General features: G+C 72.7%; 10 protein-coding genes. 9 read left to right on the plus strand and 1 reads right to left on the minus strand.

Going from position 1 to position 13,633, the window contains the following annotated elements; translation table 11 throughout:
• Positions 1 to 620: 620 nt before the first annotated feature.
• The 8 genes from ACWGIU_RS12505 to ACWGIU_RS12540 all read left to right on the plus strand — a co-directional run bounded on the left by ACWGIU_RS12505 (position 621) and on the right by ACWGIU_RS12540 (position 11,464).
• Positions 621 to 1,688 carry a methionine ABC transporter ATP-binding protein gene (locus ACWGIU_RS12505; RefSeq protein ID WP_453705011.1) on the plus strand — a complete coding sequence of 356 codons (1,068 nt, stop codon included), beginning with the start codon at positions 621 to 623 and terminating at the stop codon, positions 1,686 to 1,688.
• The gene (locus tag ACWGIU_RS12510) at positions 1,685 to 2,353 is read left to right on the plus strand and encodes a methionine ABC transporter permease (protein WP_030723533.1); all 669 of its coding nucleotides are present in this window, start codon (positions 1,685 to 1,687) and stop codon (positions 2,351 to 2,353) included. The genes ACWGIU_RS12505 and ACWGIU_RS12510 overlap by 4 nt, the downstream gene beginning before the upstream one ends.
• Before the next feature lie 92 nt (positions 2,354 to 2,445).
• The gene (locus ACWGIU_RS12515; protein ID WP_453705013.1) at positions 2,446 to 3,312 is read left to right on the plus strand and encodes a MetQ/NlpA family ABC transporter substrate-binding protein; all 867 of its coding nucleotides are present in this window, start codon (positions 2,446 to 2,448) and stop codon (positions 3,310 to 3,312) included.
• Positions 3,313 to 3,548: 236 nt separating this feature from the next.
• The gene (locus tag ACWGIU_RS12520) at positions 3,549 to 4,238 is read left to right on the plus strand and encodes a GNAT family N-acetyltransferase (protein ID WP_453705015.1); all 690 of its coding nucleotides are present in this window, start codon (positions 3,549 to 3,551) and stop codon (positions 4,236 to 4,238) included.
• A gap of 77 nt (positions 4,239 to 4,315) precedes the next feature.
• Entirely contained in the window at positions 4,316 to 5,515 is a 1,200-nt protein-coding gene (gene cbiE / locus ACWGIU_RS12525; protein WP_453705017.1) for a precorrin-6y C5,15-methyltransferase (decarboxylating) subunit CbiE, read from the plus strand.
• Positions 5,516 to 5,788: 273 nt separating this feature from the next.
• A complete protein-coding gene (gene cobT, locus ACWGIU_RS12530) occupies positions 5,789 to 8,971 on the plus strand; it encodes a nicotinate-nucleotide--dimethylbenzimidazole phosphoribosyltransferase (RefSeq protein WP_453705019.1) in 3,183 nt (1,060 codons plus the stop codon).
• Positions 8,972 to 9,358: 387 nt separating this feature from the next.
• Entirely contained in the window at positions 9,359 to 10,603 is a 1,245-nt protein-coding gene (gene cobA, locus ACWGIU_RS12535) for a uroporphyrinogen-III C-methyltransferase (protein WP_453705021.1), read from the plus strand.
• Positions 10,604 to 10,645: 42 nt separating this feature from the next.
• Positions 10,646 to 11,464: a TrmH family RNA methyltransferase gene (locus ACWGIU_RS12540; RefSeq protein ID WP_453705023.1), complete on the plus strand. Its 819-nt coding sequence runs from the start codon at positions 10,646 to 10,648 to the stop codon at positions 11,462 to 11,464.
• Between the two features lie 113 nt (positions 11,465 to 11,577).
• Here ACWGIU_RS12540 and ACWGIU_RS12545 read toward each other — a convergent pair whose 3' ends face one another.
• Positions 11,578 to 12,792: a serine/threonine-protein kinase gene (locus ACWGIU_RS12545; RefSeq protein WP_453705025.1), complete on the minus strand. Its 1,215-nt coding sequence runs from the start codon at positions 12,790 to 12,792 to the stop codon at positions 11,578 to 11,580.
• 527 nt (positions 12,793 to 13,319) lie between these two features.
• Here ACWGIU_RS12545 and ACWGIU_RS12550 point away from each other — a divergent pair.
• Positions 13,320 to 13,529: a hypothetical protein gene (locus tag ACWGIU_RS12550; RefSeq protein ID WP_371589784.1), complete on the plus strand. Its 210-nt coding sequence runs from the start codon at positions 13,320 to 13,322 to the stop codon at positions 13,527 to 13,529.
• The last annotated feature ends 104 nt before the right edge of the window (positions 13,530 to 13,633 follow it).

Consider the following 13,633-nt stretch of genomic DNA (forward strand, 5'->3'; position numbering starts at 1 on the left):
TGGCCGCACCAGGCGGCGAGGGCGAGTGCGGCCACGCCGATGGCGACCGTCAGGGCGTCGAGCATGCAGCGAGGGTATTACGGCCCGAAAGACCCGATGCGCGCACCCCTGCGTCCCGACCGTGGTCTTGACCACAGCGGATCCGCTCGCCGCGCTCGGGCGGCCGGGCCGTACCTGCCCCGCCACTCCCTGTCGGTGCAGGTCAGCACAGTGAAGTGGCCGTAGTGCGGAGAGGTGGCCGCGCCCCGTGTCGTCCGGTATGCGGTCGAAATGCGTCCGCTATTCGGACGTCGTTGATCGGTCAGGGGTGAGGTCTGCTTTACTTGGGCCCATGACCACGACGAGCAGCCGCACCCTTGCGACCGAGGCGACGATGACGCCCGGTGCTCGTTGTATGTGTCGAATGTGCGCCTTCTGAGGGCCCCCTCCTGAGTCTCGCGCCCCGAAGCGAGACCAGTCGCGCCAGTGCTTCGTCCCCTGATGAACAGCACGGCTCGTTCATGCCCGCGCACGTGCCGACGCCATCGTTTTCTGACGGTTCGTCCCGTATCGCGTCCCCAGATTGTTTGCCCCGTGCCGGCACCCCGCTGCGCCGCGCACTCGACAGCGACGGAAATCCTGTGATCACCACATCGGGCCTCACGAAGGTCTACCAGTCCCGTGGCCGCGAGGTCACCGCCCTGGACGGCGTCGATCTCCACGTCCGCGAGGGCGAGATGTACGGAGTCATCGGCCAGAGCGGCGCCGGCAAATCCTCCCTGATCCGCTGCGTCAACCTGCTGGAGCGCCCCACCACCGGCACCGTGACCGTCGACGGCGTCGACCTCACCGCCCTCGCCGGCCGCGGCCGCCGCGCCGGCAAGGAGCTCCGCGAGGCACGCAGCCGCATCGGCATGGTCTTCCAGCACTTCAACCTGCTGTCCTCGCGCACCGTCCAGGCCAACGTCGAGCTGCCCCTGGAGATCCTCGGCGTCTCCGGCCGGGAGCGCTCCCGCAAGGCCCTCGAACTCCTCGACCTGGTCGGCCTCGCCGACAAGGCCAGGGCCTACCCGACCCAGCTCTCCGGCGGCCAGAAGCAGCGCGTCGGCATCGCCCGCGCCCTGGCCGGCGACCCCAAGGTGCTGCTGTCCGACGAGGCCACCAGCGCCCTGGACCCCGAGACCACCCGCTCCGTCCTGGGGCTGCTGCGCGACCTCAACCGGCAGCTCGGCCTCACCGTGCTGCTCATCACGCACGAGATGGACGTGGTCAAGACCGTCTGCGACTCGGCCGCCCTGATGAAGAACGGCCGGATCATCGAGTCCGGCACCGTCGCCGAACTCCTCGCCACCCCCGGCTCCGAGCTCGCCGGCGAACTCTTCCCGGTCACCGGCACCGCAACCGGCCCCGACCGCACGGTCGTCGACGTCACCTTCCACGGCGAAGCCGCCGTCCGGCCGGTCATCTCGCAGCTCTCGCGCACGTACAACATCGACATCTCGATCCTCGGCGCCGCGATGGACACCGTCGCGGGCCGGCAGATCGGCCGCATGCGCATCGAACTGCCCGGCGGTTACGAGGACAACGTCGTGCCGGTCGGCTTCCTGCGCGAGCAGGGCCTCCAGGTCGACATCGTCGAAGGCACCGCGGACACGGACGCGGACGCCGACACCGAATTCGCCGAGCTGGTCAAGGACGGTGCCAAGTGACCTGGTCCGAAATGCAGCCCCTGCTCACCCAGGGCACCTACGACACCCTCTACATGGTGCTGTGGTCCACCCTGGTGACCGTGCTCGGCGGCCTGCCCATCGGCATCCTGCTGGTCCTCACCGACAAGGGCGGCCTCCTGCAGAACCAGCCGCTCAACAAGGTGCTCGGCGTGATCGTGAACATAGGCCGCTCGCTGCCGTTCATCATCCTGCTGATCTTCCTGATCCCGGTCACCACCGCGGTCGTCGGCACCTTCATCGGCCCCACCGCCATGATCGTCCCGCTCGCCATCGGCGCCGTCCCCTTCTTCGCCCGCCTCGTCGAGACCGCCGTCCGCGAGGTGGACCACGGCCTGATCGAGGCCGTCGAGTCCATGGGCGGCGGCATTCCCACCCTGGTCGGCAAGGTGCTCCTGCCGCAGGCCCTGCCCTCCCTGGTCGCCGGTGTCACCACCACCGTCATCACCCTCGTCGGCTACTCGGCCATGGCCGGTGCCGTCGGCGGCGAAGGACTGGGCTCCAAAGCCATCACCTACGGCTTCCAGCGTTTCGAGACCGGCTTCATGATCGCCACCGTCGTGGTCCTGATCGCCCTCGTCACGGTGATCCAGCTGCTCGGCGACGGCGTGGTCCGCCTCCTCGCCCGCCGCGGCCGGACCGCCTGAGAAGACTTTCCCCCCAACAGAGCCCGCACTTGTCGTGCTTGGGCCACCACCAGCAAGTCCTCGGTACTTGTGCAGCAAGAAAGGCACTCTTCGTGCGTAAGAACATCAAGCTCACCGCCCTCGCCGCCACGGCCACCGCGCTCGCCCTCGGCCTCACCGCCTGCGGCAGCTCCTCGGACCCGTCCTCGGCGAAGGCCGACGGCGGCAAGGCCGACGAGAGCAAGCCCCTCGTCATAGCGGCCTCCCCGAGCCCGCACGCCGACGTCCTGAACTTCGTCAAGGACAAGCTCGCGGCCAAGGAAGGCCTCAAGCTGGAGGTCAAGGAGTTCACGGACTACGTCCTGCCGAACACCGCCACCGAGCAGGGCCAGGTCGACGGCAACTACTTCCAGCACAAGCCGTACCTCGACGACTTCAACAAGAAGAACGGCACGCACGTCGTGCCCGTCGTGAACGTGCACCTGGAGCCCCTCGGTCTCTACTCCAAGAAGATCAAGGCCATCGGTGACATCAAGGCCGGCCAGACCATCGCCGTCCCCAACGACACCACCAACGAGGGCCGCGCGCTCCAGCTGCTCGCCGCGAACAACCTGATCACCCTCAAGGAGGGTGTCGGCACCAGCGCCAAGCTGTCCGACATCACCGACAAGAAGGGCCTGGAGTTCAAGGAGCTGGAGGCCGCCACGGTCCCGCGCGCCCTGAACGACGTGGACGCCGCGATCATCAACGGCAACTACGCACTGGAGGCCAAGCTGTCGCCCGCCGAGGACGCGCTGATCCTGGAGAAGGCCGAGGGCAACCCCTACGCCAACTTCCTCGCGGTCAAGGACGGCAGCCAGGACGACCCGCGGATCCAGAAGCTGGCCAAGCTCCTGAACTCCGACGACGTGAAGAAGTTCATCGAGGAGAAGTACCAGGGCTCGGTCGTCCCGGCATTCGGCGCCCCGGCCGCCTCCTGAACCGGTACCTCGTGATCCGGTTCCTCCCGAACCGGTCATGAATCTCGGCCCCGCACGCACCTGACGGCGCGCGGGGCCGAGCTCTGCCCGCTTCCGGGCAACCCGGCCCTGCACATCACCCGGTCGATGCTGCATGCTGTGGCCTACGAACCGCACGCACGGTCCCGCACGAACGGTCCCGCACCGCGGTCGCATCGCACCACGGTCGCACCACGGTCTCAGGCATGGAGCTGCGCATGACTACCACCTTCCCGGACGTCACCATCAGCACGGACCGGCTGGTGCTGCGCCCCTTCGAGGAAGAAGACGTCACCGCGCTGACCGAGATGATGAACGACGAGCATGTCACCGCCTGGACCGGAGTGCCCCACCCCTACACCCCCGCCGAGGCGCACGCCTGGGCCACCCGGCACTCCCACGCGGAACGCACCGAGGGCCGCGGTATCGTCTTCGCCGTCACCGAGTTCCTCACCCAGCGCCTCGTCGGCATCGTGCGCCTGACGGGCACCAACTGGCACACCCGCGCCACCGAGGTCGGATACGTCACCGCCCCCTGGGCCCGCGGCGAGGGCTACGCCAGCGAATCCGTCCTGGCCGTCGCCCAATGGCTCTTCCGCGACCAGGGGTTCGAACGCCTCGAACTGCGCACCGCCGCCGACAACACCGCCTCGCAGCAGGTGGCCCAGAAGATCGGCTGCATCAGCGAGGGCGTCCTGCGCAACGCGTGGATAGTGCGTACGCAGACGGCCGACGGCGGCTGGACCGACACCCGCACCGACCTCATCGTCTGGAGCCTGGTCCCCGAGGACCTCGACGAGGGTGACGGCTACGACGGGTACGACAGTTACGACGGATACGCCCGCAGCACCGCGTTCCCGCAGCGCGCCGACGCGAACGGCCACCCCGTCGGCGCCGACTGGAACTGAACCGATGACCGGGTAGTCTCACCGTGCCCCGCCCCCGACGAAACTTCGCCCGACCCCAGACCAGGAGACTGACGACGATGGCCGACCGGGTCACGGTGATCGGCTGGGACGGTTCGCCCCTGACCGCGGCCGCCCGGTCCGCGCTCTCCGCCGCCACACTCGTGGCCGGCGCCGCGCACCACCTCGCCCTCCCCGAAGTACCGCCCACCGCGGAGCGCATCCGCCTGGGCAGTGTCGGCCTCGCCGCACGCCGCATCGCCGGCCACCGCGGCACCGCGGTGGTCTTCGCCGACGGGGACCCCGGCTTCTTCGGCGCCGTACGCACCCTGCGCGCCCCGGAACACGGCCTGGAGGTGGAGGTCGTCCCGGCCGTCTCCTCCGTGGCCGCCGCCTTCGCCCGCGCCGGCATGCCCTGGGACGACGCCCAGGTCGTCGTGGCCCACCCCCGCACCCTGCGCCGCGCCGTCAACGTCTGCCGCGCCCACGCCAAGGTCGCCGTCCTCACCTCACCCGGCGCCGGCCCCGCGGAACTCGCACTGCTCCTCGAAGGAGTTCACCGCACCTTCGTCGTCTGCGAGGAACTCGGTACGGACCGGGAGCAGGTGAGCGTCCTCACCTCCGACAAGGCCGCCGACCACAGCTGGCGCGACCCGAACGTGGTGATCGTCATCGGTGGCGGGGGACCGGCCCCCGCCGACGCGGGCTGGCTCCTCGGCCAGAGCGCCACCCGGTCCGCCGAACGCGGCTGGGCCAGGCCGCAGACCGACACGGGAGAAGGAGGATCCGCACAACTGCGCGCGGCCCAACTCGCCCGCCTCGGCCCGCGCGCCGGCGACCTCCTCTGGGACATCGGCGCCGGATCCGGCGGCGTGGCCGTGGACGCGGCCGCACTCGGCGCCGCCGTCATCGCGGTGGACGCCGACCCGACCGCCTGCGAGCGCATAACTGCCGCCGCCCGCAAGCGCGGAGTGCAGCTCCAAGCCGTCGCCGGGCGCGCACCGCACGTACTGGAGAACCTGCCCGAACCCGATGTCGTCCGCGTCGGCGGTGGCGGCGCCGACGTCGTCGCGGCCGTCGCCGAACGCCGCCCCGAACGGATCGTCAGCCACGCCTCCACCCGCGACGAGGCCGAGGCGATCGGCAGGGTACTCACCGAACACGGTTACGCCGTCGAGTGCGCACTGCTCCAGTCCGTCGGCCTGGACACCCGGACCTGGGCCGAACAGGACCGTTCCGTGGTGTTCCTCCTGGCAGCGGAACGCCCCGCCACGCGCTGACACGAGGGCCGGGGTAGGCTGGCCGATCGTCGTACTGCCTCGGACGATTCGGGCATCGCGACACCGCCTGGACGCGCGACGTGGCGCAGTCCACAGAGGACCGTGACGGTTATGGCCGCCACGGTGGCCGACGGGCGCGACAATGCTTACTGGTTGTCGTGCCGGCGATGCGAGACGAGCTCGTCGCACCGCAACCCCGCAGGCACAACCGCTCGGCGGCCTCGTGGACGACCGGGCGATCGAAGAGGCAAAACCGATGGGCGAGGGGTAAGCATGACTGACACCGGCCAGGTCCCGGGCGAGGGTCTCCCGGACAACGCGGGCATGGTGGATCAGCAGAGCGTCCCCGCTCCGGTCCAGATTCCGGCACCGCTTCTCCCCGGCTACGCCTTCCAGGACCTCATGGACAACCCTGCCGACCCGGAGGACGAGGAACTGCTGCTGATGCCGAGCGGCCAGGGAGCGTGGAGCGACCCGCAGGTCGTCCCGCAGGCCCCCGCCTTCCCCGCCGCGTCCCAGCTCGGCGAGCCGCAGATGTACACGGACCAGCCCTACGGCGCCGACCCCTCCTACCCCGAGGCCCCGGCCGCCTACACCGAGTTCCCCCCGCCGGTGTTCCCCGACGGCGGCTACAGCGCGGGCGCGCACGAGACGGGCGGCCGTGACTCCGGCGCGCTCGACCTCGGCGGGCTCGTCGTCCCGCCCCCGGCGGCCGCGGTGGCCCCCGCGGCTCCCGTCCGGCGCCCCCTGCACATGGGCCCGCCGATGCCCGAGGCCAACGGCGGAGTCGTACGGTCCCTCGCCGACCGCGGCCCGGCCGAGGCGCCACAGGCCGCCCCGATGGCCGCGGTGAGCACCCCGGCGGCGCCCACCCCGTTCCCCCAGGCGGGGCCCCCGACCACGGGACCCGAGTACCTGGACATCCGCGCCGAGGCCGCCTCGGCCCAGCTGGGCGAGATCCCGCCGCAGGCCGGCGCCCCGTGGACCCCGGAGCCGGTCGCCGCGCCCGAGCCGGTGGCGGAGCCCGCCGCGGCCCCCGTGGAGCCGGAGCCGTCCCCGGCCCCGGCGGAAACGGTGGCCCAGCCCGAGCCGGTGGCGGCCGTCGTGGCCGAGCCGGTCCAGCCCCAGCCCGTCGTGGCCGAGCCGGTCCAGCCCGAGCCCGTCGCGGTCGAGCCGGAGCCGCAGCCGCAGCCGCAGCCTCAGCCGGTCGCGGTCGAACCGGCTGCCGTCGAGCCGGTTGCCGTCGAGCCCGCGCCCGAGCCGGAGCCGGAGCCCGCGCCGGCTGCCGCGGAAGCGGTGGCCCAGCCCGAGCAGGGGGCGGCCGTCGTGGCCGAGCCGGTCCAGCCGGAGCCCGTCGCGGTCGAGCCGCAGCCGCAGCCTCTCGCGGCCGAACCGGTAACCGTGGAACCCCAGCCCGAGCCGGTGCCCGTGGCCCCACCCGTCGTGGCCGAGCCGGTGCGGCCGGAGGCCGTCGAGGCGGAGCATCCCCAGGCCCAGTCGGAGCAGGTCGAGGTGCAGCCCGAGCAGCCCGAGCCTGTCCTCGCCGCCCCGGCGTTCGTGGCCGAGCCGGTCCGGCCGCAGACCGTCCGGCCCGAGCCGGATCCGGAGCAGCCGCACCTCGCGATCCACCCCGAGACCGCCCCGGAGCCGGTCCGGGCGCAGCAGCCCGAGGCGCAGCCGGAAGCGGAGCCCGCGATGGACGCCTCCACCGTGCCCTTCGCAGGCGAGGCGGCCCCCGGTTACGCCGACGCCGAGCGCGAGGCCGTCCTGCGCGTCATGCGCGAGCGCCGTGACATCCGCAACGGGTTCCGCACCGACCCCATCCCGCACGAAGTGCTGCTCCGCGTCCTGGAAGCCGCGCACCACGCGCCCAGCGTGGGCCACTCCCAGCCGTGGGACTTCGTCGTCATCCGGTCGGCCGAGACCCGCCGGACGATGCACGAGCTCGCCCAGCGCCAGCGCGAGGCCTACGCGAAGTCGCTCCCCAAGGGGCGGGCGAAGCAGTTCAAGGCCCTCAAGATCGAGGCCATCCTCGACACCCCGGTGAACATCGTCGTCACCGCCGACCCCACCCGCGGCGGCCGCCACACGCTCGGCCGGCACACCCAGCCGCAGATGGCCCCGTACTCCGCGGCCCTCGCCGTCGAGAACCTCTGGCTCGCCGCGCGCGCCGAAGGCCTCGGCGTCGGCTGGGTCAGCTTCTTCGACGAGCGCGAGATGGTGCGCGAGCTGGGCCTGCCCGAGCACCTCGAAGTCGTCGCCTACCTGTGCGTCGGCTACGTCGACGAGTTCCCCGAGGAGCCCGAGCTGGCCCAGGCCGGCTGGTCGCAGCGCCGCCCGCTCTCCTGGGTGGTCCACGAGGAGACCTACGGCCGCCGCGCGCTGCCCGGCGAGGCGCCGCACGACCTGCTCTCGGAGACGGTCGCCAGCATCCGACCGCTCGACGCCAAGGCCCTGGGCGAGGCCTGGGAGCGCCAGAAGCGCATGACCAAGCCCGCCGGGGCCCTGGGCATGCTGGAGATCATCTCCGCGCAGCTGTCCGGGCTCTCCCGGGTCTGCCCGCCGCCGATCCCGGAGCCGGCCGCGGTCGCGATCTTCGCTGGTGACCACGGCGTCCACGCCCAGGGCGTCACCCCGTGGCCGCAGGAGGTCACCACCCAGATGGTGGCCAACTTCCTGGGCGGCGGGGCGGTCTGCAACGCGTTCGCCAACCAGGTCGGGGCCGAGGTGTGCGTGATCGACGTCGGCGTCGCGGGCGACCTCCCGGCCACCCCGGGCCTGCTCCCGCGCAAGGTCCGCCCCGGCACCGCCGACCTCTCCACCGGGCCCGCCATGACCCGCGAGGAAGCCGTCGCGGCCATCGAGGTGGGCATCGAAACGGCCCGCGACCTCGTCGCGGCCGGCAACAAGGCCCTGCTGACCGGCGAGATGGGCATCGCGAACACCACCGTGTCCGCGGCCCTGATCTCGGTCTTCACCGGGGTGGACCCGGCAGAGGTCACCGGCCGCGGCACGGGCATCAACGACGAGACGCACGCCCGCAAGGTCGAGGTCGTCCGCCGCGCCCTGGAGCTCCACCAGCCCGACCCGGCGGACCCGATCGGCGTCCTCGCGGCGATCGGCGGCCTGGAGCACGCGGCCATCGTCGGCCTCCTCCTCGGCGGCGCGTCCCTGCGGACCCCCGTGATCCTGGACGGCGTGAGCGCCGGAGCCGCCGCCCTGGTGGCCCGCGCCATCGCCCCGGAGTCCCTGTCGGCCTGCATCGCGGGCCACCGCAGTGCCGAGCCGGGCCACGTCGCGGCGCTCAACAAGCTGGGCCTGCGCCCGCTGGTGGACCTGGACCTCCGCCTCGGCGAGGGCACGGGCGCCCTCCTGGCCCTCCCCCTGGTCCAGAGTGCGGCCCGCGCGATGCACGAGGTCGCCACGTTCGACTCGGCGGGCGTCACGGAGAAGTAGTTCCGGCCGGACCGCGGGGGCGGTGCCACTCCGGGACGTCCCCGCAGGTCGGGCAGCCGACCGCCGTCCGGCGGACCGGTCCGGCCCAGGGTTCGCGCGCCGGGGAGACTTCCCCGGAGGGGCACCGCCCCGACCTCGGCCCCGCCGGCGTTCGAGGAGCGGGGGTACGGGGCGGAGCCCCGGCCCTTGAGCCGTACTCCGCCCGGCACCCCCCGGCACCCGCCCACCGCCCCGCACCCGCCCACCGCTCCCGCCCCCCCGTCCGCGCTTCGGGACGACCCGCGCCGTATGGTGGACCAGCACAAAGAAGCCGCACGTCAGTACACCGCCGCTCCAGCGCCGCAGCGGCACGCAAGAGCACCGCCGCCCCCAGGAGCCGCATCCGCCATGGCCGACACCCCCGCCTACCCCGTAGGACTCCGCCTGGCCGGCCGCCGTGTCGTCGTCATCGGCGGCGGACAGGTCGCGCAGCGCCGCCTTCCCGCGCTCATCGCGGCCGGCGCCGACGTCCTGCTCATCTCGCCCTCCGCCACTCCCTCCGTGGACGCCATGGCCGAGACCGGCGAGATCCGCTGGGAGCGCCGCCGCTACCAGGACGGCGACCTCGCCGACGCCTGGTACGCGCTGATCGCGACCCAGAACCGCGAGGACAACGAGCGCGCCTCCGCCGAGGCCGAGCGCGAGCGCGTCTGGTGCGTGCGCGCCGACGACGCCTCCGCCGCCACCGCCTGGACCCCCGCGACCGGCCGCATCGAGGGCGTCACCGTCGCCGTGCTGACCGGCAACGACCCCCGCCGCTCCGCGGCCGTCCGCGACGCCGTCGTCGAAGGCCTGCGCGACGGCACCCTCACCGCTCCCGCCCACCGGCACAAGGCCACCCCCGGCGTGTCCCTCGTCGGCGGCGGCCCGGGCGACCCGGACCTGATCACCGTGCGCGGCCGTCGCCTGCTCGCCGAGGCCGACGTGGTCATCGCCGACCGGCTCGGCCCCCGCGACCTGCTCGACGAGCTGCCGCCGCACGTCGAGGTCATCGATGCCGCGAAGATCCCGTACGGCCGGTTCATGGCCCAGGAGGCCATCAACAACGCCCTGATCGAGCACGCCAAGGCCGGCAAGGCCGTGGTCCGGCTCAAGGGTGGGGACCCGTACGTCTTCGGCCGCGGCATGGAGGAACTCCAGGCCCTCGCCGAGGCCGGCATCCCGTGCACCGTCGTTCCCGGTATCTCCAGCTCCATCTCGGTGCCCGGCGCCGTCGGCATCCCCGTCACCCACCGAGGCGTGGCGCACGAGTTCACCGTGGTCAGCGGCCACGTCGGCCCGGACGACCCGCGCTCGCTCGTGGACTGGGCCTCCCTGGCCAAGCTCACCGGCACCCTGGTGATCCTGATGGGCGTCGACAAGATCGGCCTGATCGCCGAGGCGCTGGTGCGTCACGGCCGCTCCGCGGACACCCCCGTCGCGGTGATCCAGGAGGGCACCACCGCCACCCAGCGCCGGGTGGATGCCACTTTGGCCACGGTCGGTGCGACCGTGCGCGCCGAAGAGGTCCGCCCGCCGGCCGTCATCGTCATCGGCGAGGTCGTCCGTGTGAACGGCCCGGGCGACCGCACCCTCCCGAGCACCAGCGCCTGACAGGCCGTTGGCACCGCACCCAGGACAAGGCAGTATCACCCTGTGGCTGATCTCATCACCGTCGAGGACCCCGACGACCCGCGCCTGCGCGACTACACGGGCCTGACCGACGTCGAACTCCGGCGCCGGCGCGAGCCGGCGGAAGGCCTGTTCATCGCCGAGGGCGAGAAGGTCATCAGACGCGCCAAGGACGCCGGGTACGAGATGCGCTCGATGCTGCTCTCCGCCAAGTGGGTCGACGTCATGCGCGACGTCATCGACGAACTCCCGGCGCCCGTCTACGCCGTGAGTCCCGAACTCGCCGAGCGCGTCACCGGCTACCACGTGCACCGCGGGGCCCTGGCCTCCATGCAGCGCAAGCCGCTGCCCACGGCCGAGGAACTGCTCTCCACCAACCGCCGCGTGGTCGTCATGGAAGCGGTCAACGACCACACCAACATCGGGGCCATCTTCCGCAGCGCCGCCGCCCTCGGCATGGACGCGGTGCTGCTGTCACCGGACTGCGCGGACCCTCTCTACCGCCGCTCGGTGAAGGTCTCCATGGGGGCGGTGTTCTCCGTGCCCTACGCCCGCCTGGAGGCCTGGCCGAAGAGCCTGGACTCGGTGCGCGAGGCGGGGTTCAAGCTGCTCGCCCTCACCCCGCACGAGAAGGCCACGCCGATCGACGTGGCCGCGCCGCAGTCCCTGGAACGGGTCGCGCTGATGCTCGGCGCCGAGGGGGACGGACTGTCCACGCCCGCGCTGGTCGCCGCCGACGAGTGGGTGCGGATTCCCATGGCGCACGGCGTGGACTCGCTGAACGTGGGCGCGGCGGCCGCGGTCGCCTTCTACGCGGTGGCCCAGGGCCGCGCCGCGCGGTAGTGCCGTGCCGCGTTGTCGGACCGCGCAAGTACGTCCAGTACGAGCCGCGGCCCTCCCCCTTGCGATGCACCACACCGGACGCCGCAACCCGGCAAACCTTCCCGGCCACAGCACTAGAGCTTCTGGGCCGCCGCGATGCCCAGCGCCACGATCAGCGTCACCACGACGAACACGATCAGCCGCTGCCGCATCAGCTTCGGATCCGGCCGTGAGGGCCGCCGTCCCGTCCCCGTCGTCCTCGGGGCCGGACGGCCGCCCGTACGCCCCGAGGTGGGCCGTGAGCTCGGGCCGCCGGGGTGCTGCGGGTTGCGGGAGGACGAGGGCCGCGAGTGCGGACCGCTCGGGGAGCCGCCCTGGGCCCGGGGCGTGGTGCCGCCGCCCGTACGACGCTCCGTACGCCGGACGGGGTACTCCTCGGCCCCGCCGATCCGCTCCGTCTCGGGGAGCCGCCCGGTCGGCCGCTCGACCCGGGCCCGCTGCGCCGGCGGGCGCCCGTCCGGGAGACCCTGCGCCTCGCGGGCCGCGATCTCCTTGAGCCGCATCGACAGCTGGAGCGTGCTGGGCCGCTCCTCGGGGTCCTTGGCGAGGCAGGCCCGCACCAGGGGTGCCAGCGCGTCCGGCACGCCTTGGAGGTGCGGCTCCTCATGCACCACGCGGTACAGCATGACCTCGGAACTGCCATGTCCGAAGGGGGAGTCGGCAGTGGCCGCGTAGGCGAGGGTGGCGCCGAGGGCGAAGACGTCGGTGGCCGGGGTGACGGCCGCGCCGCGCACCTGCTCGGGTGCGAGGAACCCGGGGGAGCCAACCGCCGTACCCACATGGGTGAGGGTGCTCGCCCCGGTGGCCCAGGCGATGCCGAAGTCGATGATCCGGGGGCCCTTGGGCGACAGGAGGATGTTCGAGGGCTTGAGGTCGCGGTGCACGACCCCCGCCTCGTGGACGGCGACCAGGCCCTCGGAGAGCGCGGCGCCCACGGCTGCGATCTGCGCGGCCGTCAGGGTGCCTTCCTCGGCCACCTTGTCGTGCAGGGAGGGGCCGGGTACGTACTGGGTCGCGAACCAGGGGCGCTCGGCCTCCAGGTCCGCCGCCACCAGGCGTGCCGTGCAGCCGCCCCGGATCCGCCGGGCGGCGGACACCTCGCGGGCGAACCGCGAGCGGAACTCCTGGTCCTCGGCGAGATCCGGCCGGATGACCTTGAGCGCGACACGCTGCCCGCGCCGGTCCGATCCCAGGTAGACCACGCCCATGCCGCCGGCGCCGAGCCGCCGGTGCAGTCTGAACGAGCCGACGACACGCGGGTCCTCGCGCCGGAGCCGCATCATCGCCATGTCCACCCCGCTGACCGGTCGTCCTGTTGACGTGGCACAGCTTACGGACCATCCGGCATGCGTGCTCAGAGGCCGCGCCCTCGCCGGGAGATTCGATTGTCAGTGCGGCACAGCACACTTGAGGGGGCGTCGGTGCTGCCGTCCGAGCACGCATGCCGGTCGGTCCACGCGGCCAAACACCCCTCGCGGCAAGGTGATTGGCGCCGCGCAGCAGGTCCGGGCCCACTCCGGCGCACCCGGAGGAGACTCCCCGCCGAGTCGATCTTGTCGGCGGCCGGTGGGCGGACACGCGGCCACAGGGAGTGACGCAAGTGAGCGAAGTCACTACCCTCCGGTCATCCCCTCCGGGAAGACCCCCATGACGAGGGTGCGGTCTCCACCCAGGGGAGTACACGGGGGAGGCCCCGTCATCCTCCTGGAGGCCCGGCAATGGGTACGAGGGCATGAGGCCAGGAGCCGCCCGCCCGCCTAGTGTTGAGGACAAGCGGCGGGTGGCGCACTCGTCCCCCGAGGTCACGAGCCCGCCGCTGCCAGACGACAGGGAGAGGACCATGGCGGACATCGCACGGCAAGGACGCAAGGCATTCGCGTTCAACGGCCACGAGTCCGGTACCCGCCACCCACTGGTGGCCGCGGCCATGGTGCTCCCCCTGGCCGCCCTGCTGCTCTTCCTCTTCGGAGGGTTCGATCAGCTGGCGGCACAGGCGTCGTCCGTGGGCGTGATGCTGGGGCGCTGAGCGGCGCCCCAGGTCCGGGAGAGCGGCCCGGACCGGGACATCGGCCTGCCGAACCCCGTGGGGACGGGGGAGCGGCGGACGGACGGCAGGTGAAGGGTGCTGCC

The sequence above is a fragment of the Streptomyces sp. NPDC054840 genome (genome assembly GCF_053611065.1).

Bases quoted from the DNA above. Each gene is read 5' to 3' on its own strand.
- ACWGIU_RS12520 (WP_453705015.1), top strand. From the start codon at position 3,549: ATGACTACCACCTTCCCGGACGTCACCATCAGCACGGACCGGCTGGTG.
- cbiE (WP_453705017.1), top strand. From the start codon at position 4,316: ATGGCCGACCGGGTCACGGTGATCGGCTGGGACGGTTCGCCCCTGACC.
- cobT (WP_453705019.1), top strand. From the start codon at position 5,789: ATGACTGACACCGGCCAGGTCCCGGGCGAGGGTCTCCCGGACAACGCG.
- cobA (WP_453705021.1), top strand. From the start codon at position 9,359: ATGGCCGACACCCCCGCCTACCCCGTAGGACTCCGCCTGGCCGGCCGC.
- ACWGIU_RS12545 (WP_453705025.1), bottom strand. From the start codon at position 12,792: ATGGCGATGATGCGGCTCCGGCGCGAGGACCCGCGTGTCGTCGGCTCG.